This window comes from Sphingobacterium hungaricum (genome assembly GCF_015210005.1).
GTDB lineage: Bacteria > Bacteroidota > Bacteroidia > Sphingobacteriales > Sphingobacteriaceae > Sphingobacterium > Sphingobacterium hungaricum.
Map to the genome: position 1 here is coordinate 488,265 of NZ_MU158698.1, position 22,785 is coordinate 511,049.

Sequence of the window (22,785 nt, forward strand, 5' to 3'; positions counted from 1 at the left end):
CTTTTTTTGTAAGGATAATTATTTCCTCCTTAATTTAAAGGCACTTCCATTAATAGAAACTCAGCATTTGATGTTGCTTTTATCGTAAATGCGTCCGTGTCTGAAATTGCCAAGGCGTCTCTGTTGTTAAGCACCTGTCCATCAACTTCTACCGAACCAGATAAAACAAATAAATAAACGCCATGTTCCGGATTTTGAAGCTTGTATTCTTTCTCAAAACCAGCATCGAAATCGCCTAGATAGAAATACGCGTCCTGATAAATCCATACGATACTATCCTTTCTTTCAGAAGAAACGATTGGCAGAAAATCGTTTTTAGCTTTTGACCAAAAAATGCGCTTCTCATCATATCGCGGCGTAACATTCCGTTGGTTCGGAATGACCCAAATCTGAAGGAATCTTACTTCTTCCGTCTGGCTCGCATTGAATTCTGCATGTTGGATTCCTGTTCCAGCACTCATCACTTGAATATTTCCCTTTTCAATAGTCGACCCATTCCCCATACTATCCTGATGCGCTAATCCCCCAGATAATGGGATGCTTATAATTTCCATATTGTCGTGAGGATGCTTGCCAAATCCAGCGCCCGCAGCGACTTGGTCATCATTCAATACGCGCAAAGCACCAAAGTTCATGCGTTCCGGATTGTAGTAGCTCCCAAAACTAAAGGAGTGTTTTGAATGTAGCCAACCGTGGTTAACAATTCCTCGAGTTCCTGCTTCATGATATACATACGTTGCCATTTTATTTCCTTTCTTTTATTGATATACAAAAGTAAAGACTTCAGCACCTAACTTTCTTGATGTAGGATAAGAAACGAACTAAGGCAAGATTCCTTCATCTCGAAACGAAAAATATCCTCTGTCGGTGAAAATAATGTGGTCATTAATCCGAATATCCATAATTTGCGCAGCATCCACTATTTTCTTTGTCAGAATTTTGTCCGCATGGCTTGCATTTTTTGTGCCCGAAGGATGGTTGTGGATTAGAATCATGGAATGCGCCTTGTTCATTAGCGCGTAGCGCAATATAATACGAACATCCACTGGCGTAAATTCATTTCCCCCTCGGCCAATCAATTGCTTATCCAATACTTTGCAAGCTGTATTGAGATAAATGACCCAAAATTCTTCATGCGACAAATCCTGTAGCTGTTCCCTGAAGTAATCGAATACTTTTTTGCTGCTATTTAATATGGGCACGGGCTCCACATAAACTTCCTTCCTGCGCCTACCCAACTCCATCGCTGCAATAATGCCAATAGCTTTGGCTTCGCCAATGCCTTTAAACTCACATAAATCCGTGATTTCCAATTTTGATAAGGTATCCAAGTTATTGTTTGTCGAAGACAGAACGCGCTTACAGAGTTCCACCGCTGACTCATCTCTCGAGCCGGAACCAATAAGTATCGCCAGCAATTCTGCATTCGTTAGCGCGCGTCGGCCTTGGAGCATTAATTTTTCACGAGGACGGTCAGCCTCCGCCCATTCACGTATCACCAATTTACTCATAACCATTTTTTTTACAGGTAGTTAAATATAAGATTTGCCGATTTATCCACAAAATAAAAGTTAAAAAAAGTGAACGCATCGATTTGCATGGTGCAATAAGGCGCTGATTTAAATTAGAAATTTTATCTTTGTATTAATTATCAAACAAACAAACATGAGTAAAGCAATTATCAAAACAGAGAAGGGCGATATGACCGTGGAATTCTACGATGCAGACGCACCTAATACAGTAGCTAATTTTACTAAACTTGCGAAATCTGGTTATTACGACGGATTAGCATTTCACCGTGTGATTCCTGATTTCGTGATTCAAGGTGGTTGCCCGAATACACGTGAAGGAGCGACAGGAATGCCAGGTACAGGCGGTCCGGGATACCATATCGATTGTGAATTAACAGGAGGAAACCAACACCACGAACGCGGTGTATTGTCGATGGCTCACGCTGGACGCAACACAGGGGGTTCTCAATTTTTCATTTGCCATAGCCGCAACAACACTGCGCATTTAGATAGAAACCATACTTGTTTTGGAAAAGTTGTGGAGAATGTAGATGTGGTAGACGATATTCGCCAAGGCGATAAAATCCTTTCTATCGAAGTTTTAGAAGATTAAATTACAATCCCTTATATGAATTTAAGAGCTTTAGTATCCGTTACCGGTAAACCGGGTTTGTTTAAACTTATTGGACAAAATAAAGGCGGATTTATTATAGAGACATTAGACAGTGCAAAATTAAAGTCGATTGTGAATCTATCGACAACAAAAATGGCAACGTTAGAAGACATCACGATTTATGGTGATGAGGAAGAAATCAAATTGATTGATATTTTAGAAAATATCAAAGCAAAAGGTGAAGCTCCTGATGTAAAAGCATCTGGAAATGATTTGCGCGAATTCTTTCGTGAAGTAGCTCCAGGACATGATGAATCTAGAGTCTATTCTTCAGATATCAAAAAAATCATTTCATGGTATGCCATTATTAAAGAACTTCCAATTTTCGAAGAAGAGGCTCCTGAGCCATTGACTTAAGTCGATTAAAAGTTTTAACTAAAGGCTGTATTTTATTAATTTAAAATGCAGCCTTTTTTAATTCATTCATTTCCACAACCGTACAATCGCTAATTCTTGCAAAAAACACTTCGATTTTGACAAAATATATGTAACTTAATTTCAAATTATACACTAACTATTATTTTTTGATTATGGACAATGAAAATATCGACGGACTAGGGCAAGAAAACCCAATCCCTCAACCACATTCTGTAGCAGATGAAATCAGGAACAATCATTTTCATCTAAATCCTTTAGCCATTAGCTATTTATCCAACGTTGCGAAATGGTCTGGATTTATTTCGCTAACGACGTTGATTATGCTCGGATTTATTTTAGTCGCACTCATTTTTGGAATCTTTGCGTCCGGATTCGCTGCTATTTTCAGCGAGTATGGACTTTCTGGTGCTAGCTTGGTAGGACTATTTATATTTTACATTATCATTTTAGGAATAGCAATAATTCCAACATTGTGGTTATACAAGTTTAGCCAGAATACGAAGAAAGCGATTGCATCGAGAGATTCTAACCAAATCGCTGAAGCATTTAACTACTTAAGTAAATACTATACTTTTTCTGGTGTGGCATTATTAATTGTTTTAGGTTTCTATGCAATTATTATCGTTTTTATGATTTTCGGAGGATTAGCTGCGCTAATGAGCAGTTAAGCGTTCGCAGTTAAAAAAATGGGTCAGAACTTGAAGTTCTGACCCATTTTTTTTTATGAATAGATTGGAGTTTACTTCTTTGTATATTCAAACATCCATGTGTACATTTCTTTCTGATGAAACAGGCGTTCAACGCTGCCATGCGTTCCGCCAGGAATAATCGTAAGCGTAACATCGGCTTTCGAATCCGCTTTCTTGATTGCACTAACAATCTTTTTAGATTCCGACATTGGGACTGCCCTATCCGCATTTCCATGCTGTATCCATAAGGGAACTGTAGCCAGATTAGTCGCATATTTGAGCGAGCCACCACCGCAAATCGCAACCGCTGCCGCAATACGTTCTGGATATTTGCCAACAAAATCCAATGTTCCATACGCGCCCATGCTCATCCCACACACATAAATCCGGTCTTCATCAACATCGTAGTTTTTGATGACGTAATCCAATACTTCGTTCACTTTGTCTGGGTCCCAGCCATTACTTGTCTGAGGCGCCACGATAATGGATGCAGGAATTTCCGAACCTCTATTTTTTGCATACAAAACACCATAGCGTTTTACCCGATTTAAATCCGTGCCCGACAAACTTCTACCGTGAAGGAAAATCAACACAGGTGATTTGGTTCCTTCGGTATACTGTTCTGTATCAATCAAAAAATTGTATGAGGTCTTACCTTTTATTGCTGTTTGCTGTGCTTGCGCAATGACCGTCTGAGCGACGAAAAAGATGAACAAAAAATATTTAAACATAGTTTACTAAAGTAATCTTTCAAATTAAAAATTCAAAAGTAAAAATTCAAAAACCGGTATGGGTACTAATTGCGCTATTCTGGATGTTGCGAAAGGGCATCCAGAATTTCTGATAAAAGCGGATTTGCAATCCGCTAAACTATGTTCAGGCTTGCAAATCCCGTTTATTCAAAGTTTCTATAGTCCGAAATCTCCCTGCGGAAGATATCGAACAAAAGGTTATATTTTATTTTAGAGCCTCGTTAGAGGCTGAATGTTTGTAGAAATTGCCAATATAAAATTAAATGCGGGTCGTAGGTACGCAACACAATCAAAAAATGTTGCGTACCTACGGCACGCTGAGATTATTGCGCATTCTTTTTTACAAATATTTTGCTCCTACGGAGCAATCTTTGGTATCTCAAATTTCATGTTCATTTCTTATCTAGGCCCTGCTCGCGCACGCCTATCGTGTGTATTTTTTATCTAGATACAAATCACAGCCTTGCGCCAGCGGAGTGCTTACGCCCTATTACCTCAAAAATCCTTTAGCCTAAACATATTTTTTTTATATTTAAGCTAATTCAACAAAACTTAAAATTTAATTTCTGAACTATAAAATTTAACAGAAATAAATCGTTTAATAGGTACTAAGAAAACACAAGAATAAGATGAGTCAACGAAAAAGATTGATAGTGGATATGGATGGTGTATTAGCCGATGTGTATCAGCAATTTTTCAAATATGAGAAAGAACAATTTCAACTAACAATAAATCCCGACGATTGCGCAGGTGTGCCCGAAGAACAAGTTTTCCCCCATTTGAGCGAATACATACATAATGATTCTTTTTTCTTGGACGCGCCACTAATGGAAGGTTCGAAAGAGGTGTTTGAAAAATTAAATAAACAATACGACCTATACATTGTTTCAGCAGCAATGGAATTTCCAAATTCGCTGCGTCAAAAACTTGCTTGGTTGCAAAATCATTTTCCATTTATTAAATGGCAGCAAATCGTTTTCTGCGGGTCGAAAGAGGTGATTAAGGGCGACATTATGATTGATGACCATTTCAAAAACTTAGACTATTTTGATGGCAAAACCTATCTTTTTGCACAACCGCATAGCATTCACAAAGACGCAGGCCGACATGAGCGCGTGCAGTCATGGAGCGAAATAGCGCAGGCTTTGCTTGCTTAACGAATTAAAATTTAAATGAAAATATTACATACTGCAGATTGGCATCTGGGAAAACGATTGGATTATTTCTCTCGTTTGGAAGAACAAAAAGCTGTTTTAGAAGAAATCTGCGAAATTGCAGACCGCGAAGCGGTCGACCTAGTCGTTGTTGCCGGCGATTTGTTTGACACCTTCAACCCACAGGTTGAGGCAGTCGAATTACTTTACCGAACGCTACGCAGACTTACAAATTACGGAAAGCGCCCCGTCATTGCGATAGCGGGAAATCATGATAGCGCCGACCGAATCGATTCTCCAGATACCTTAGCTAGAGAATGTGGAATTCTGTTTGTCGGTTATCCGAACGCCCATTTGAATCCATTGCATCTGGACAATAGTTTTTCTATTCTTAAAACTGCTCCCGGATTTTTGGAAATTACATTTCCACATCTGGATTATCCATTGCGCATTTTCATAACGCCTTATGCGAACGAATTGCGCTTAAAACAGTATCTAGGATTAGAAGATAAAGCGAAGGCCTTGAATGAAGCGCTTGCTAGCAATTGGAAGGAACTCGCAGAAAAATATGCCGATAATCAAGGTGTGAATATTTTGGTTACGCACTTATATATGTTAAAGCGAGGCGGCGAAATCTTAGAAGAACCTGAAGGCGAAAAACCGCTGAATATTGGACATGCGGATTTGATTTATTCGGATGGCATCCCTCCACAGATTCAATATACGGCATTGGGTCATTTGCACCGCTTGCAAAATGTAGGTAGCAATGAGCGTCCGGCTTTATATTCAGGAAGTCCCTTAGCCTATTCATTCGCGGAAGCGGGACATGAAAAACATGTTGTTATCGTTGACGCGACTCCAAATACATCAGTTGAGTTCACCAAAATACCATTGCAATCTGGCAGGCCTTTGCATAGGAAACGGTTTTCAGATTTGGATGAGGCGATTACCTGGTTGCAGCGTAATCCGGATGCACTCGTGGAGTTAACAATCGTGAGCGATTCTTTTCTTAGTTCGAAAGACATCAAACGCATTCATGAGGCGCACGATGGCATTATTCACATAATTCCTGTCGTAACCAAACAAGACTATGCGCAGAAAAGCCAGCAACCCGTCAATCTTGAACAAGATGTGACGCAACTTTTTCAAGATTATTTCAAACACCGTTTGGGTCAAGACCCGAATGATGAGATAATGGATTTATTCAAAGAAATCGTGCATAGCACGACAGAAAGCGAAGAGCAATAACATGTTACCAATATATTTAAGCATAGAAGGGGTTTATTCCTATCAGGAAAAACAAGAAGTTGATTTCACCTCATTAACGGAAGCAGGTTTGTTTGGAATTTTCGGAAATGTAGGTTCTGGAAAATCTACGATTTTGGAAGCCATCAGTTTTGCGTTATACGGCATCACCGAACGGATTAATAAAACGGACAATCGAACGTATAACATGCTCAATTTAAAATCCAATGCGGCATGCATCGTATTTGATTTTTTGAATTTTGAAGGACGGAAGTTTCGTTTTGTTGCACAATGGAAACGGAAGAATAAGCATTTCCAAGAAACCAGTACGCTAGTCCGCACAGCATACGAGTGGAAAAATGACGATTGGTCACCTCTGGAATCGGCTGACGGGAGTTTGTACACCAATTTGACCTATTCAAATTTTAAGCGGACAATCATTATTCCCCAGGGACAGTTCCGCGAATTTTTGGATTTGAAAGGTACGGATAGGTCAACGATGATGAAAGAAATCTTTCAATTAGACCGCTTCGATTTAGGGATGAATGTATCCAAACTTCAGAAAGAAAATAACAACAGGATTGAGAATCTGAAAGGCGCTTTATCTGGGTTTGAATTAGTGAGTGCTGAAGCTTTAGAAAGCAAAAAAGAAGAATTTGCATCAGCAAAAAAACAATTAGCAATTGCAAAAACGGAATTCGACGTTTTGGATTCGCAGTATAAAAAACTGACCGAAGCAAAAGAAATCCGCACGGAGCTTCTTTTGAAAGAAAAAGCCTTTGCTGAGTTAGCCGAACAGGAAGCAAAAGTGCTTCAGTTAGAGAAAGAATTAAATCGCTTTGAAACTACACAGCTGGTATTCAAAGATTTGTTATTGGTTTCCCAGAAGTTAAATAAAGAAAAGGAAGTCTTAACTTACAAGATTGAGAACCTAACGAGTAAAAAAGACAGCCTTTCTTCTGAAATTGAGCACGAAGAAAATGGGTGGAATTCCTTGGCGTCGGAACATGCGCAACTGGAGCTATTCAGAGCACAGTCTGAGGATATCAAACGTTTAATCGAAAACAAAAATCAGCAACATCTGCTGCAAGAAGCTGAAGCTGGAGTTCAGAAAGGCACGCCTTACGTTGCGCAAGCAAAAGAAGAAGAGCAAAAAGCAACGGATTTGTTGGAGAAAGAAGAGGAAGCTTTAGAATTTCTTAAAAATACGAAAATCGATACTTCGGAATTGTTAGCGATAGAAAATTGGTATCAGCGAAATGACCAATTGCAAAAAGAAAATCAAGATTTGCTGGCTAAAAAGCAAATGCTGGCTTCAGAAATCACACAGCTACGAAGTGAATTTGGAAATAACCAAGTCAATCCGGATAATTGGGAAACCGAGCTAGACGTAAAATCAGAGCGATTAAATGCTCAGGATGCATCGATTCAGCAGAAAGAAACGCAATTGCAGGTGCATATAAAACTTAGCGAATTTGCAAACAACTTGCATGACGGCGATGAATGCCCCTTATGCGGTTCATTGTCTCATCCAAAACTGATGGAAAAGGAAAATCTTTCGGATTTGGAGAATAGTTTGTTTCGCGAAAAAGAAGAATTGACCCTTGCTACGCAAGCGAATAAAAAGCTTTATCAATCTTTAGCGAAACTGCATAGTAGCCTTCAAGAAAAATCAATTCAGTTAAAAAATATTGAATCCGAATTGGCCCAAAATTCGAAATCTTTACTTGTTCATAGCGATTCATTTCTATGGGAAGAGTTTTCTTCAGTCGATAAAACTTTATTTGCTACGCATAAAACTAAAAGCCAAGCGGTTGAACAAAGCATTCGCGAAGCGGAACAAAAATTAAAACTAACGAGGCAACAGCTTCAGCAAACGCAGCAAAAAGTTGTTCAATATGAGAACCGCATTCAAAAATATCAGCAGGATATTGTGGTATTGAGTAAATTGATTCAACAAAATGAAGGACAATTGCGCGTCTTGACCCCAACTGATGCTGAGAATAAGTCAGTAACTGACCTAATTAATCAAAAGCAAAATCTAGACTCGCGCATCACTTTTCTAGATTCAGAATACAAACGCTTAACAGAAAGTTTAACGAAGCTGCGCACAGAATTGGCAAGCATTCGAGGGCAACAACTTGAAGCAAAAGAGCAATTTCAACAACTAATTGCTCAATTGACCGCCCATCAAGCAGAACTAGCTGCTTTATTAACCGAACATCAATTTAGCGATGTGATGGAAGTTCAGCTGGTATTGAATAAAAACCTTTCTATCTCAACGCTTCGCGAACAAATTCAAACATTTAAAATTGAATTTCACAGCCTGGAAAATCAGATTGCAAGCTTGCAGGCTAAAAAAGCTGAAGATTCTTATACAGAGGAAGAATATGAATTAAAAACTGAACTGATTCAGCTTAAGAAAGAAGAATTAGAACTGCAAATCCGACTGACTGGAGCTTTGGAAAAAGAATTGACGCGCTTACAAAGTGAATTTGAGAAAAAAGAAGCGCTGTTAGCTGAATTCGATAAGCTGTCTGTGCGAAAAAATAACCTGACAACAATTGAAAATCTATTTCGTGCAGCGGGCTTTGTCAATTATGTTTCGAGTATTCATTTACAACGCTTGTGCGAAATTGCGAACGAGCGTTTTCATCGATTGACGAAGAATCAGCTTAGCTTGTCCATCAATAAGAACAACGATTTCGAAGTAATCGATTACCTGAACAATGGCTACAGCCGTTCCATCAAGACGCTTTCGGGCGGACAAAGTTTTCAAGCTTCGCTCTGTTTGGCTTTGGCTTTGGCCGAAAATATTCAGTCACTGAATAAAGCTGACAAAAATTTCTTTTTTATTGATGAAGGCTTCGGAACGCAAGATGCCGAGAGTATTCATACTGTTTTTGAGACATTAAACTACTTGCATAAAGAAAATCGAATCGTTGGAATTATTTCCCATGTGGAAGAATTGAAAGAAAGAATTCCTAAAACCATTACGGTAGTCAACGACCTTGAATTGGGAAGTAGAATTACCGAAAATTAATCAGATGAACAAACACCTTTTGCTCCTATTTATTGCCTTCATTGTTAGTTCAATTACTAAAGCGCGAGAAATAAAACCCGGTTTTGACAAACAGGAATATACAACTTTACTAAAGCTTTATGACCATTTTCAGTTGCGAAATGATAGTTTGCGTTCAGATGATTTCGGCTATAAGCTAGTTTATGAATCCGAAGAAATCGGGCTGGCCAATAAATGGTGGCTTTGGCGCAAAGATAAAACGGCCGTGATTGGCATCCGAGGAACAGAAGGTTCGGGAGTCAGCTGGTTAGCGAACATTTATGCGGCTATGATTCCTGCAAAAGGGACGTTGAGATTATCCGAAAATGATAGGTTTGAATATTCAGTAGCCGAAGACCCAAAAGCAGCGGTACATGTAGGATGGATGATTTCCACGGCTTATCTGTCGAGGGAAATTGTTCCAAAAATCGATTCGTTATATACCTTAGGCGTTAAAGCTATTTTTATTCAAGGGCACAGTCAAGGTGGTTCGATAAGTTTCCTATTGACATCGCATTTATTAAAATTGCAAGAAACTGGAGCAATTCCTTCCGATATCAAATTTAAAACATACGCTTCTGCAGCCCCAAAACCGGGAAATTTATATTATGCCTACGACCTTGAATACAAAACAAGGAATGGAAACCTATTTAGTGTGATAAATACTGCAGATTGGGTACCTGAAGTCCCTTTTTCGATACAAACTTTCGCTGATTTTAATACAATCAATCCGTTTACTAACATGGATTCGTTTATCAAAAAACAATCATTTTTCAAACGGATTTTCATTAATCGCTATTACAAACGCCTGAGAAATCCATTAGCTAAATCGCAGAAACGTTTTGAAGCGATTTTAGGGCATAAGGTTTATGGCATGGTCGAAAAGCAATTAAAAGATTTGCAAGAGCCAACCTATTCAAATTCGAATAATTTCACAAGGATTGGTCATACAATAATTTTTCATCCTGACGATGCCTACTACAACATCTTCCAGCAGGATAAAAGTGTGTTTATAAATCATCAGCGAAAAGCATATTTGTACCTCGCTGAAAAGTACACGGAAAAGTAATAATAACTTAACTACAAAAATTTTTAATGGGGCATACCTTTTGCTAAGATTGTATAACAAACTAATAGATATGAAAAGAGCAAATAACACAGAATTAGGTATATTTCCAGTTTTTTTAATCCTTCTAATATTATCGGTAGTTGTAGTTTATGCAACAACTTATTTAGGAGTTCATTGATAATAAGTTTACAAAATTTTCCTAAAACCCTCTCCATTCAGGTGACTGAGTAGGACAAACAAGCATTTAAGCCGATTTTTATAAAAATTTCAATTATGCGGTCCTCTATCAAATAACTATCACTTTAATGAAAGTATCTATTTCTATTAGACATTATCGGTAAAGATGTTTAAACAACAATCGACTGAGGATAGATGTGTCAGCAGACAAAAATACTTGCAACTTTCGCAACAAACAACTAAAAATTTTGCTCAAAAATTTAGTCGATGACCTAAAATATAGTCACAAACTGTATATTTTTCAAGAAAAATACATTATCATTGCCTAATATCAACTTAACAAAGCTTATTTTTATGATTTTATCAATAAACACAAGACAATTACACCCTCTACACACTTTTTTTTAGGCTAAAAACAGATTATTCTCAAAAATATTAGCTTTAAACACTTACCATACGACAAAAACACTTGTAAAGAACTAAAAAAAGAAATTGAAGTAATTTCCTAAAACAATATCGATTAATATATAACTGCGCATTTTCATTATCGTCTGCTCGCAATGGGTTGAAAACCTTTCTTTATGACCTCATATAAGCATTTAAAATCTAGTCAATAAAGCGTATCTTTGCGACATGATTAATGTATCCAATTAATCACCGAAACAAATCAATCAATTCTTATTCAACCAATTACATCCTGTCTTAAATTGTACTGTAAATTATTTGTAAATTAATTTATTGTAACACAAATCATTACAAAAATAATAAGTAATCTATTTGGATTACTTATTTATATTACTCACTTTTGAACTGTCATATAATTCAGAAGTGCAGAAGCTGGATCATAATTAAAAAATTTACTAGCCTGATTGGGGGCGGAGACTGCACTTCTCTAAACCCGATCAGGCTTTTCTATTAAAGGTCTCTATTATGACTAGTAAAAAAAATCTTCTAATTCAAAAATCACTCATCCCATTAGATTGGAATCCGAAGGATCCTAATGGCTACAATGAGTGGATGGCAATGATTGTTGAACAAAATCTAAAATCTGAAGGTGTGCTCCTTCCCCAGATGAAAATCAATATTTCATTTCGTACTAATGAGCCACTGAAAGTAGGAGAAATTATAAGAAAAATGGTTTCTAAAGATTTGCAACAATTTGATATTGTCATTGAAGAAGCTAATAAATTATTAAACAACCAATAATATGATTTCTATTCCGCAAGTGATCAAGAAAAGAATAGTTCGATCTAAAATAAAGAAGGAAATACTACTTATTTATCAAAGTTCGATTGATGAGCTATCATCTAATGGGTGTACCGAATTCAATGGAATAAAATATACATCAATCGCGGATTTTACGATTGATTTCTACAAATCAAAAATACAATAACCATGACCAACAACACATACACACTATTTTGGCTAACAGGCGATAGTCAGGGGAAAGAAAGCGAGGGTAGCCATGAGTAAGCAAACATTTATCAGATTATCTGGCACTGACGTAATTCTTCAGGATTACGAGGATGGAAAAGGTAAAATAATTCTGTCCAACGATGACTATGATTACAACCTATCATATTACTGGGGTTCGATAGGTCAAGGGTATGATTTATCAAAATTCATTCAAGAAACTGATGATGGATATTTAATAGGAAAGCTAGGCAATAGGTCATCTGACGGACTAATCAATATTAAAAAAACCATGGCTTCGGTTCGTAAACACATAAAATCCGAAACATGTTGGCGATTTTATATGAACCTCGAGGCGGACAAAGAATTACGACAAGCACTTAACAACGTCCAGAAATTTTCTGGTTGCCAAAATGAATTTGTACACATGATGCATAATCTTGATGTTGATTTTCCGAAAGATTCAAATTATCACGAGTATGAGAGCGATTTCAAGGATATGATACAATCAATATCTTCTGAGCCTTGGTATTTCATCGTAAATAATGAACCTCGTGTAAATATTTGGTTAAAAAACTTCTTGCCAAAACTACGTAAACACCTTAAAGAAAGTGAGGAAATAAAGCCATGAGCAACTCAATAGAAATTATTGAAGCGTTAAACCACGCTGAAAATTCGAAAGTAACAAAAGCTATTTCAATAAAGCAACCTTGGGCATCATTGATTGCTCACGGAATTAAAGACATTGAAAACAGGACATGGCCTACTAAGTATAGAGGAACTATACTCATTCATGTAAGTAGCAAAAGCCAATTCAGTGTTCAGTTAACCGATGAGCAAACAAAACTTGCTATTCCGCTTCTTAAAACAGCAATTGATGGTGAAATGCCGTTTGGCGCTATCATAGGCAAAGTTGATATTGTTGATTGTGTAATTAATCATGGAAGTATTTGGGCAGAAAAGACACCTAGCTGTTCACCTCATCATCCTAAAGGATTGCCGTCTGTAATTGGTAAAGGCCGAAAAGACGCAATCTACAATTGGGTATTAGCTAATCCGGTTCTGTTTACCAATCCGATTTTGAATGTAAAAGGCAAATTAAGCTTCTGGCACGTTGACGATATTGTTGCAAAGACATTAGAATCTATCGACTGCCAACCAATCCAAATACAGCCCAACCTATGGGATTTAGCACCTACCAGAGAGGAGGTCGAACATGGTTCAGGCAACGAGATATAAAAGACCTCAAAAGTTCTATTCGCTCTCTCAAAAAGCTAATGCTGTAGAAAGAGTTATTGGCGGTGGCGAAATGATAAATGACGTAGCTAACGATGTAGGATGTTCCCACGGCATATTTTCAGATTGGTTAAAGAAGTATTTCAGACCCAACTCACCATTTATTATTACTAAACAAAGCAAAATTAATTATGAAAGCAACGGAAACATTTAAGAAAATAATTAGCGACCATTTAGAGAGATTATCACTAAATGATAGCTTATTCGCTCAGACTATCAAAAAAGCAAATAAAAACATAGATGATTGTATCACCTACATTTTTAATACAGTTAAAGACAGCGGTTGCAATGGCTTTGCAGACGATGAAATATTCGCTATGGCAGTTCACTACTATGATGAAGATGATATCAAAGTAGGCGAAAAAATAAATTGCGATGTAGTGGTGAATCATTCGTCTGCAAAACCTAAAGAAGCGAAAAAGAAAGAAGTTAAGCCTATTTCTAAAACAGAACCAAGACAACAATTAAGCATGTTTTAGTTATGAAACCGAGAACTAAATTAGAATTTGAAGTAACTGATTTGAGCAAGTCCTTACTCAGTTACAAAGAGGAAATTAAGCAAATGGCTTATGACAATATATCAAGACTTGCGTTTCACACAACTAAAAAATATTGGTGTTCGATTTGTGAAAATAGCGATTCGCTAAGTAATCTTAAGGCTAATAATTACAAATGTGCTTGCGGTGAAACTTTAGACCTCTATCAAACACGTAATAGAAAATGGTCAGAATCATTCTATTTAGGTATTGCTCATGTTGTAGGTGATTTTCAAATCATAAGGCACTTTTTGGTTGAAATTAGTAGCAGGAAAGATTGGCGTGTAGAACTTAATATCGATGAAAATATTCAGCATTTTATTAAGAATGACAAGACCACGATTATTTCACGAAACAATAACAATATGAATGCTTCGACCCCTAGATATGGCGAAATGAGCATCAAGAAACCGAGTTATTATCGAAAGTATTGCTATTATCCGACAATATATAAATATCATAAGTCATCCATTTTTACTAATGATTTAATGATGCGTGGAGTTTCTCATTTAATGACAAATACAAGTTTTGAGGATGTTGCTAATGTGATTTCAAATCCTGCTTCCGAAACGATTATTAAATCTCAAAGATTTGATTTATTTGAATTTTGCCAAAGCAACTTTGGTACAATAAACAGATTTTGGAAAACAGTAAAATTGGCAATCAAAAACCAATACTATCCAGAAGATGTAAAGATGTGGTTTGACCATTTGGCTTTATTATCATCACTCAATAAGGACCTACTTTCACCGAAATACATCTTCCCTTTAGACTTAAAGTCGGACCACGAAAAGTTAGTAATTCGAAAAAGAAAGATTGATAGTCTTCGTGAAGCCGAAACCAAGAGAATTCAAGCTAAATACGACCAAGAGAAATACATTGAGGATAAATCTCGATTTTTCGGACTAAGATTCCAAGAAGAAAACATCTCAATTAAAGTACTCGAAAATGTCGAAGAATTTATCGAGCAAGGCGATTTATTTAAGCATTGTGTATTTACTAACGAATATTATAAGAAAGAAAATTCATTGATACTATCGGCTTTTCATAACAATACCCCCATCGAAACAATTGAGGTGTCCTTGAAAAACTTTAACATAGTCCAATCACGAGGGTTAGGGAATAAGGCGTCCGAGCACAACAGCGACATAATAAGCCTTTTAAGCAAGAATATTAACGCAATTAAAGACAGGGTAATTCAAAAAGCAATTTAACCATGAACAAACCAATAACAGCACAAGAGCTATGAAGATAAAAGTAGACGGAGTAACCATTGAGCTGACAAAGGAGCAAATTGAGGAAACCAAAAGAGAACGCTTTGAAAATCTAAAATCATTAGAGGACGTTCTATTTCAATTCGGATTCAAAAAAGTTGTTCCAAAAGAAAACCCAAATCAAACTTATTATACAAATGAAGAAAAAGGTTGGCACGCTGAAAAGGTCGATTATGATGGCGTTTGGATGGTTGGGGGCGAGCTTCAAGATGACGGTAGTTTTCCTGGCGGTCATGTCTATTGGGAAAAAGAAGAGCTATTCGAGGAACTAATTAAGCATTAAACCATGAAACTAACGAAATCCCAACGCTCGGAGCTTCACGCAAAATATGGCGGTCATTGCGCTTATTGTGGCGATGTTTTGCCCAACAAATGGCATGCCGACCATGTAGAGCCTATTAAACGTATTCCCGTATTTTTCCAAGAACGTGACGGCAGAGATTATTGCGAAAATCCCGAAAGAGATGAAATAAGCAATTTAAATCCATCGTGTCCGAGCTGTAATATAATCAAGGGTAGCTCGACTTTAGAGGGGTTTAGACAGGAAATTATTGGCTTTATTAAGTCGCTAAACTCATATTCTAACCAGTACAAGTTTGCTAAACGTTACGGACTAATTGAAGAAACGGAAGTAGAAGTTAAGTTTTACTTCGAGAAAATATCACAAAATAACGTGATAATTCAATCACAAAATTTCAAGATAAAATCATGATAACAGTAAATTCATTATCCGGAGGTAAGACTTCTAGTTTTATTGCTGCAAACTATCCTGCTGACCTAGATATATTTGCTTTGTGTTGTATTGATGACCATAACGCAAATGCTCATTTCCGTCAAAGATATAAAGACGAGAAAATGATACAACGTGTCAACGATAAACTTCAAAAATATTGTAGCCAATGGCCGGAATTTGTAGCAACGTCAGAAGATCCGCAAATTCTTTGGACAATGTTTGACCTTGAGCAGATGATAGGTCGTGAAATCATCTGGGTTCGCGGAATTGGTTGGGAACAGATGTTATCTTATAAAAAAGCCATTCCAAACATGAGTAAAAGGTTTTGCACAACTATGATGAAAATGCAGGCAATTTTTGATGTTTTGCTCATGTATTTTGAATTACCAGTACAAATGAGAATTGGTTACCGATGGGATGAATTGGAAAGAGCCGCCCGGTTTACCGAGACGTGGAAATATGCAACACATTGTGAATATAGGCCGAAGTCAAATACATGGATTCATAGGTGGAAAGAAATTGACTGGCGAACAGGGGAATTCCTTTTGGTTGATGATAAAATTATCCATCATCACATTCAGGAATTTTGGAAGGATAAAAGCATAGAATTCCCTATTGACAGTAATTGCTTGAATTGTTTTTGGAAACAAGAACAGCAACTGCGAAAAAACTTTGAATTACATCCACCTATTATGTATTGGGCCGCAATTCAGGAAGAGTTGATGGGAAGAACCTTTAAAGATAAAAATAGTATGCTTGATATCTCCAATATGGGTATACAACTAGATTTTATTTTTGGTACCGGCTCAGGTTGTCAGGCTGGATTTTGTACTAACTAACAAATCTTCAACTCCTGATATGTAAAAATCACCAATATTATACACGAATATTTCCTGCATATAATTATTTCCCTCAGTGTCCTTGAAACTTATCATTGCAATTTTTTCAGGTTCTTGATTAATTGTTGTTAGGCCTTTTTCATTTATTTCAACGCTATATTCTTGGTTTGTAGACATAAAACTTGGAATAAAATCAAGAGTAACTATGTAATCCGTCTTAAACTCCACTACTTGAAGGTCAAAAGCATTATTATCATTAACCTTTAATGTCAAGAATTTCTTAAAATTTCCTACTCCAAATTCTTCAGATTCGATTGTAACTGAAAAATATGGTCTTATAGTCTTTCTGTAATTTTTGTAAGAGATTTCATTTGATGTTTTTTGCGCGCTAAATGATTTTAATAATAAGACCGCTGTTATAGAGGTCACAATTATCATGATCCAGTCGGACACCGTACCCCAAACATTTGAATTAAACCAAAATAGAAAAAATGTTGCTTGTTCCATAAATTTAAAGAAAGAATACAATGAAAAATATCAATACTCAAAATATCAAGAATATTGTTTTCTAAAAGATCAAATATACATTTTGAAATTTATATTTCTTACGCTTTCCCGTAATCCCTAACCACTAATTTTAACTACCTTACGCCAAAATGAAAATAACAGCACAACCCCAAATTATAAAAGCAATTCTGGAATCTTTGACAACAAATGTATCCGCTCAAGGAATATCAATGAGATGCAAAATCGTACAAACAGAAACGACAGTTGAATTTATTCCATTAGAAAAGGTCACCCCTCAAGATTGGTTTTGGTTGGGATATTTCGTTAGGGAATATGTGGAGTAAAATCAACCATAACAACGCCAAAAAATTCCTCATCCTTAATATATTTCAAAGCCTGATCAATAATCAGAAAATGCTTTTCATCAAATGGCACGGATAGCTTTGCGACCTGCTCGCTATCCAAATCAAGAAATTTGTCTAAATCAATAGTATCAGGAATCCAAGTAGGGTTTTCTTCCGCCAATGAAGAGTTTGAGCGAAGCACATTATATCCCCGTTGATGCAGTTCAACCAACACCTTTAAATCTAGTTTGACAAATTCCATTACCGAAAATAAAACTTATTTTTGATAAAATTGTTTTTCGAATATGTGTTATCATACGTCACACCCGTCAGAGAAAGAAATTCGCAAAAAGTTCAAAGGACTGGGCGTAGAATACGATCAACCCGAGATTCATCATGTCAGCGGATTTGCACGCCCTTATCTACCTGTCACGCTGAGCAATGCTCAAGACAAAATTATTACAGCCAGATGGAAGCTATTGCCTTTCTGGGTTAAGAATGAGGATGAAGCAAAGAAATACGCTAACACACTCAATGCTGAAAGTGAAAGCATTTTTGAAAAAGCTAGTTACAAGAACTACATAACCAAGCAACGAGGTTTATTGTACGTCGATGGATTTTATGAACCTCATAAGGTCAAAGGTCAGAAAGAGACTGAAAATTATTACATCTACAAACCTAACAAAGAAATTTTCACTTTAGGGATCGTTTATAGTCAATTTACTGACCAAGAAACTGGAGAAACCTATCCAACATTTTCTATAATCACTACCAAGGCTAATCCACTGCTTGAAGAAATTCATAATGAAAAGAAGCGAATGCCTCTTATTGTCCCGGAATCTTCACATGAAGAATGGCTAAATACAAACGATAAAGAAGATATTAAGCAATTAATGATTCCTTACGATGGTGAGCTGTCTTCTCATCAAACAGTGAGAGTTACCGACCCGAGAATGACAGATACGAATTTTGCAAGTATTCAGGATAAAATTTAGCTTCAAAGCAAATTTACCCTTGTGCCTAACCATAAATATCAACATCCATTTGCACGGGCGTTTCTTTTTCAAAGATTTCCGACAGCAAGTCGATAAGGTCAGCTGGCATGTCTTTCGTCTCCCAACGATTCTTCACGCCATATAGGCCTTTATAGAAGGTAGTCCGTTCCCCATTTTCCCACGTCACAATAGCATGGTCGATTTTATCGACGCCCACTACGATGTACTTTATAGTCGTTGTTTTACCCCGGAGTGTGATAGTTGCTTCCTTTAACATGAGGTAAAATTAGGGTAAAAAAATCAAGTAATTACCTTATTTGCTAAGTAACGAAAACGCGGGTTTGATAATCAAATCAACCCCCACCTTTCTAGTTAACGTGAGTTCGGGATAAGAAAAAGTTTAAAATAGTTGGGATTTTAGACAAAAAAGGCTTGATTTTTGTACATAATTAGTTGACAACCAAATTATTACAATTATAAATCAAGCCCATGCTTAGAGATAAAGTTATTGAAATTTTCGTTAAGGTGGATGATTTCTGTAAAGAAATTCAGCCAATTTTGGAAGAAAAGCGAATCGAGGACAAAAAATTAGGTATGCGCAACCGTAAAACTGGACTTTGTCAAAGCGAAATGATCAGCCTTATGGTACTGTTCCATAACGGTCAGTTCACCAATCTGAAGTCTTTTTATGTACATTATGCTTTGCCGCATATGAAAGATCTGTTTCCCGGCCTAACAACTTATAACCGTTTTGTAGAACTGCAGCCCCGATGTGCCATGCTGTTTATGTTATTTGTAAAAATGCGCTGTTTGGGAAAAAGCAATGGCATCAATTTCATTGATTCAACGCACATCAAAGTGTGCCATAACAGAAGGATCCATCAGCATAAAGTTTTTAAAGATGTAGCCGAGCGTGGACAATGTTCAATTGGTTGGTTTTATGGCTTCAAGCTTCATTTGATAATCAATGACAAAGGGGATATTCTTTCATTTTACCTTACTAAGGGCAATGTAGACGACAGAAATCTAAAACATATGATGGATATGACCAAAGATATTTTCGGAAAACTGTATGGAGACAAAGGCTATATTTCTAAAGCAATGGCAGATATCCTTTGGGGAAATGGGGTCCAAATGGTAACAAAGCCAAGAAAAAATATGAAGGGAATGAACCTAAGCCAAACTGATAAAATTATGCTCAGAAAAAGAGCGATCATCGAGTGCGTGAATGATGAACTTAAGAATATTTGCAAATTGCAGCACACAAGACATCGCTCGGTAAACAACTTCTTGTTGAATATTTTAGGAGCTTTAGCGGCATACTCTTTTTTCCCTAAAAAGCCTTCTTTAAATATTCAGTTTGAGCAACAAGATAAACAATTATTCCTTGCTGCTTAAACCGAACTCACGTTAGTTAAGTAATTATTTACTCCGGTAGATTATCACTGATTTCCATATGCGTTGCAATCCATTTCAGTGCATCCTCAACTTCCTGGCGATGAGCCTGAGTCGCATAGATCCGGAACTCTACTTTATATTGGAAAGATTTATCAAATGCAAATAAGACAGCATATTTTTTAAACCGCGCTTCGCTCCCGTTCCAGTATGCATAGGCAATATGCAAGGTATTGTTTGTACGTTTATCACTGGATAATCCAGGCCAAAGCCCTCCCCCATCCCGATCTACGAATTCAAAAAGATCTAACATAGATCCTTGCACCATATCAAGATTATCTATATTCTTAAACATATTTCTATACTCTTCTTTATCTGGAACTGAAATCGGTTGATTAGGGTCGGTATATCCAGGATTTTCGGATAGCTGTGCAAGAATGTCCTGCTTGATATGCCATTTTATCGAATCGTTGTAAACACTAGCAGAAAAAACCACATTACCTTTCTGGTAATAACTTCCATAGGAATATAAATAGTCCGTTCCTACTGTTTCACCCATGCGTTCCATAAAATAATCATTAATAACATCAAGTGCTTGGATAGGTTCAATTTTCACAAATCCAGGTGGAACAAAATCCTTTAAAAACAATTCCGGAGCCGGGGAATAGAGATGATGGAAGTCCTCGATCTGCTGGACTTGCCCCTTTGAAATGCTCGAAAGCACGCAGAATACGAATAAAATAAGTATATGTTTCATATTAAAAATGTTTTTTATTAACAATCAATCCCTCCAAATGTATACCCTTCTTGAGCATATCCAAGCTTATCCAGCTTTTTTAGATTCCCATTCTCATCTCGAGTTCCTTTGTAGAGTTTTATCGAGTCACTAAAATTATCTAGCAGAAAATTAATCCGGAGCTCAGGACTATCTGGTCTGCCATTCAGAAATTTATCATATTTCGATAAATATCGATCTAAATTATTGATATAGGTGGATAAGTCAACTGAATTTCCTCGCGTTTTAAGTATTAGTTTATCCATATCTACCACAGTTATTGCATAAAATTCTCCACCGCCTATCTCTATTATATCCACATAATTAGTCATAAATGTTTCTTTATGAAAATCTTTGTCGCCAGATGCATTAGCAACCATATGTGCGCTAGTACCTAATGCAAAAAAATCTTGAATAGAAGGAGGATAACCAAAAGTATGAAAATGTGTAGTATTCAAAACGTATCCATCCTCGCTGTTCCATGTAAATGGAATTTTTACGTTATATTGATCATTATCATTGTAGACTCTTGAGATTTCCTGATCAGTAAGATTAAGCAGATCTTTTACTGAAACATTAAATCCAGCTTCTACTTTTATCCCTAACGAGTTTTTTTGACCCTTAATATCCGCAAGTTTTGCCTTGTAACCTAATATATTATTTATTCTCATTCTCTTCAAACAATCGTCGGATTCCTGAACAGGTGGCCCGGCTGCACTACCGTAATATGTTGCTATCCCATTACTGAACCCATTCGCTCCGTTGATATTTGAACAACCACCAGTTGGGATTGTCTCGGTTCGCCAAATCAAATTATAACTTCCAACTTTACGCATTCCCATCGACATCCCATAAATACTGCGACCATCAAGGTTTGAACCGACCTGACCTGAGGGTTCACTTCCTACAAACCTTTGAGTTGTGTAAGAAATTTCCAGATCAGGATATGCTATTTGGACTTGACATTCATGGCCAGAAACAGGAAAGATTTCTTCATATTCATGCTCTATTAATGGGTTTTCCTGCAAGGGGTCTTCGGAAGGTAAATTTAAATATTTAATCATTTTATTGTCCACAACTTCGGTAATTCTTAATGCAGTTAATTGATAATCTAGATGAATAACGTGTCCTGAAAACTCATCTCCCAAAAGGTCATAGAATCCTAAAAATCGAGAAGGATATCTGGACATACCTTTATCTTGCATAAGATCTATTATTTCCTGTTCGTACGGATGATAATCTCTAAAACTGACTATAATATTGTTTTTATCATAGTCATGCTGAAAAACCGCCACTCTATATCCTTTTGGGGCCATGCCTTCTACTAATGAAGAATTAATTTCCTCTTGCATAATGATTGGGACAAGTATGGCTGGATAGCCCTCGATTATCTCCTCTCGAGCAGCGTAATCCCAATAAAACTGATTATAAACAGAATCCGCCATGTTTTCAGATATGCTGGAGATATTCACTGGACTACTAGATGAAATTTTATTACGAGGATCTTTATTTGCGAATTGAATATCCAATGATTTTCGGAGATGTTTTTTCGCGTCATTTAATGTTAAGGAATTTCCTAAATAAGCCTTGGAACTATCATTTGTTAAAAGATCTTTTTTACAAGATGATAACAACAGGGTAAATAAAATAAAAATATAGAATCTCATAATTTTGGTTCAACTAAAGCAAACATAATAATTTTTTTAAAAAAATATAACTTAATGTTAAATATTTTAACTTCATAGCAGTTCAGGAGCAACTCCCAGTTGCTTTTTTAAATTGATAATCCCCGGTGATCATGCTGGGGATTTTTTATGAGACATCTCGTTACACTTTAACCTAATATCACATTTTAAATAGCTTATTCAATTAGCTGTAACCGAATAAAAAGAACATTCACTAAAGTTTAAAAAATTATATTAGGTTAACTATTATAACTTAGTATCAGTTTGTAAGCAACTCCCCGTTG

25 protein-coding genes are annotated in these 22,785 nt (G+C 36.6%); 17 read left to right on the forward strand and 8 right to left on the reverse strand.

Going from position 1 to position 22,785, the window contains the following annotated elements; all coding sequences use genetic code 11:
• Positions 1 to 29 precede the first annotated feature (29 nt).
• Entirely contained in the window at positions 30 to 743 is a 714-nt protein-coding gene (locus C4F49_RS05235; protein WP_196934826.1) for a pirin family protein, read from the reverse strand.
• A gap of 78 nt (positions 744 to 821) precedes the next feature.
• A complete protein-coding gene (radC, locus tag C4F49_RS05240) occupies positions 822 to 1,511 on the reverse strand; it encodes a RadC family protein (protein ID WP_196934827.1) in 690 nt (229 codons plus the stop codon).
• Between the two features lie 154 nt (positions 1,512 to 1,665).
• Here radC and C4F49_RS05245 point away from each other — a divergent pair, with 154 nt between their 5' ends.
• From C4F49_RS05245 to C4F49_RS05255, 3 genes are all read left to right on the forward strand, one after another.
• A complete protein-coding gene (locus C4F49_RS05245; RefSeq protein WP_196934828.1) occupies positions 1,666 to 2,124 on the forward strand; it encodes a peptidylprolyl isomerase in 459 nt (152 codons plus the stop codon).
• 15 nt (positions 2,125 to 2,139) lie between these two features.
• Positions 2,140 to 2,541 (forward strand): DUF5606 family protein, encoded by a 402-nt coding sequence (locus C4F49_RS05250; RefSeq protein ID WP_196934829.1) that lies wholly within the window; start codon positions 2,140 to 2,142, stop codon positions 2,539 to 2,541.
• A 173-nt stretch (positions 2,542 to 2,714) separates the two neighbouring features.
• Positions 2,715 to 3,230: a DUF5362 family protein gene (locus C4F49_RS05255; RefSeq protein WP_196934830.1), complete on the forward strand. Its 516-nt coding sequence runs from the start codon at positions 2,715 to 2,717 to the stop codon at positions 3,228 to 3,230.
• 71 nt (positions 3,231 to 3,301) lie between these two features.
• Here the strand turns inward: C4F49_RS05255 and C4F49_RS05260 are convergent, their stop codons facing one another.
• On the reverse strand, positions 3,302 to 3,982 hold the full coding sequence (locus C4F49_RS05260) for a carboxylesterase family protein (RefSeq protein ID WP_196934831.1): 681 nt from the start codon (positions 3,980 to 3,982) through the stop codon (positions 3,302 to 3,304).
• 650 nt (positions 3,983 to 4,632) lie between these two features.
• Here C4F49_RS05260 and C4F49_RS05265 point away from each other — a divergent pair.
• The 12 genes from C4F49_RS05265 to C4F49_RS05320 all read left to right on the forward strand — a co-directional run bounded on the left by C4F49_RS05265 (position 4,633) and on the right by C4F49_RS05320 (position 16,800).
• A complete protein-coding gene (locus C4F49_RS05265; RefSeq protein ID WP_196934832.1) occupies positions 4,633 to 5,160 on the forward strand; it encodes a 5' nucleotidase, NT5C type in 528 nt (175 codons plus the stop codon).
• A gap of 15 nt (positions 5,161 to 5,175) precedes the next feature.
• On the forward strand, positions 5,176 to 6,405 hold the full coding sequence (locus tag C4F49_RS05270) for a metallophosphoesterase family protein (protein ID WP_196934833.1): 1,230 nt from the start codon (positions 5,176 to 5,178) through the stop codon (positions 6,403 to 6,405).
• A 1-nt stretch (position 6,406) separates the two neighbouring features.
• Positions 6,407 to 9,445 carry an AAA family ATPase gene (locus C4F49_RS05275; RefSeq protein ID WP_196934834.1) on the forward strand — a complete coding sequence of 1,013 codons (3,039 nt, stop codon included), beginning with the start codon at positions 6,407 to 6,409 and terminating at the stop codon, positions 9,443 to 9,445.
• A 4-nt stretch (positions 9,446 to 9,449) separates the two neighbouring features.
• Positions 9,450 to 10,532: a lipase family protein gene (locus tag C4F49_RS05280; RefSeq protein ID WP_196934835.1), complete on the forward strand. Its 1,083-nt coding sequence runs from the start codon at positions 9,450 to 9,452 to the stop codon at positions 10,530 to 10,532.
• Between the two features lie 1,107 nt (positions 10,533 to 11,639).
• On the forward strand, positions 11,640 to 11,915 hold the full coding sequence (locus C4F49_RS05285) for a hypothetical protein (RefSeq protein WP_196934836.1): 276 nt from the start codon (positions 11,640 to 11,642) through the stop codon (positions 11,913 to 11,915).
• 259 nt (positions 11,916 to 12,174) lie between these two features.
• The gene (locus tag C4F49_RS05290; RefSeq protein WP_196934837.1) at positions 12,175 to 12,753 is read left to right on the forward strand and encodes a phiTE_072 family protein; all 579 of its coding nucleotides are present in this window, start codon (positions 12,175 to 12,177) and stop codon (positions 12,751 to 12,753) included.
• On the forward strand, positions 12,750 to 13,361 hold the full coding sequence (locus tag C4F49_RS05295) for an ASCH domain-containing protein (protein WP_196934838.1): 612 nt from the start codon (positions 12,750 to 12,752) through the stop codon (positions 13,359 to 13,361). Before C4F49_RS05290 ends, C4F49_RS05295 begins: the two co-directional genes overlap by 4 nt.
• A 188-nt stretch (positions 13,362 to 13,549) precedes the next feature.
• On the forward strand, positions 13,550 to 13,897 hold the full coding sequence (locus tag C4F49_RS05300) for a PcfK-like family protein (protein WP_196934839.1): 348 nt from the start codon (positions 13,550 to 13,552) through the stop codon (positions 13,895 to 13,897).
• 2 nt (positions 13,898 to 13,899) lie between these two features.
• Entirely contained in the window at positions 13,900 to 15,168 is a 1,269-nt protein-coding gene (locus tag C4F49_RS05305) for a PcfJ domain-containing protein (RefSeq protein ID WP_196934840.1), read from the forward strand.
• 31 nt (positions 15,169 to 15,199) lie between these two features.
• Complete coding sequence (locus C4F49_RS05310) at positions 15,200 to 15,511, forward strand: hypothetical protein (RefSeq protein ID WP_196934841.1); 312 nt, start codon at positions 15,200 to 15,202, stop codon at positions 15,509 to 15,511.
• A gap of 3 nt (positions 15,512 to 15,514) precedes the next feature.
• Positions 15,515 to 15,940, forward strand: a complete 426-nt coding sequence (locus C4F49_RS05315; protein ID WP_196934842.1) for an HNH endonuclease — start codon at positions 15,515 to 15,517, stop codon at positions 15,938 to 15,940.
• Positions 15,937 to 16,800: a hypothetical protein gene (locus C4F49_RS05320; protein WP_196934843.1), complete on the forward strand. Its 864-nt coding sequence runs from the start codon at positions 15,937 to 15,939 to the stop codon at positions 16,798 to 16,800. The genes C4F49_RS05315 and C4F49_RS05320 overlap by 4 nt, the downstream gene beginning before the upstream one ends.
• On the opposite strand, the gene C4F49_RS05325 is transcribed toward C4F49_RS05320, so the two are convergent.
• Both C4F49_RS05325 and C4F49_RS05330 read right to left on the reverse strand, forming a co-directional pair.
• Entirely contained in the window at positions 16,768 to 17,307 is a 540-nt protein-coding gene (locus C4F49_RS05325; RefSeq protein ID WP_196934844.1) for a hypothetical protein, read from the reverse strand. The genes C4F49_RS05320 and C4F49_RS05325 overlap by 33 nt on opposite strands.
• Before the next feature lie 324 nt (positions 17,308 to 17,631).
• The gene (locus C4F49_RS05330; RefSeq protein WP_196934845.1) at positions 17,632 to 17,913 is read right to left on the reverse strand and encodes a hypothetical protein; all 282 of its coding nucleotides are present in this window, start codon (positions 17,911 to 17,913) and stop codon (positions 17,632 to 17,634) included.
• A 43-nt stretch (positions 17,914 to 17,956) separates the two neighbouring features.
• Here C4F49_RS05330 and C4F49_RS05335 point away from each other — a divergent pair, with 43 nt between their 5' ends.
• Entirely contained in the window at positions 17,957 to 18,646 is a 690-nt protein-coding gene (locus C4F49_RS05335; protein WP_196934846.1) for an SOS response-associated peptidase, read from the forward strand.
• 25 nt (positions 18,647 to 18,671) lie between these two features.
• On the opposite strand, the gene C4F49_RS05340 is transcribed toward C4F49_RS05335, so the two are convergent.
• The gene (locus C4F49_RS05340; RefSeq protein WP_196934847.1) at positions 18,672 to 18,833 is read right to left on the reverse strand and encodes a hypothetical protein; all 162 of its coding nucleotides are present in this window, start codon (positions 18,831 to 18,833) and stop codon (positions 18,672 to 18,674) included.
• 302 nt (positions 18,834 to 19,135) lie between these two features.
• Here C4F49_RS05340 and C4F49_RS05345 point away from each other — a divergent pair, with 302 nt between their 5' ends.
• Entirely contained in the window at positions 19,136 to 20,044 is a 909-nt protein-coding gene (locus C4F49_RS05345) for an IS982 family transposase (protein ID WP_196934848.1), read from the forward strand.
• A gap of 28 nt (positions 20,045 to 20,072) precedes the next feature.
• On the opposite strand, the gene C4F49_RS05350 is transcribed toward C4F49_RS05345, so the two are convergent.
• On the reverse strand, positions 20,073 to 20,798 hold the full coding sequence (locus C4F49_RS05350) for a hypothetical protein (protein ID WP_196934849.1): 726 nt from the start codon (positions 20,796 to 20,798) through the stop codon (positions 20,073 to 20,075).
• Positions 20,799 to 20,815: 17 nt separating this feature from the next.
• The gene (locus tag C4F49_RS05355; protein WP_196934850.1) at positions 20,816 to 22,261 is read right to left on the reverse strand and encodes a hypothetical protein; all 1,446 of its coding nucleotides are present in this window, start codon (positions 22,259 to 22,261) and stop codon (positions 20,816 to 20,818) included.
• Positions 22,262 to 22,785 lie beyond the last annotated feature (524 nt).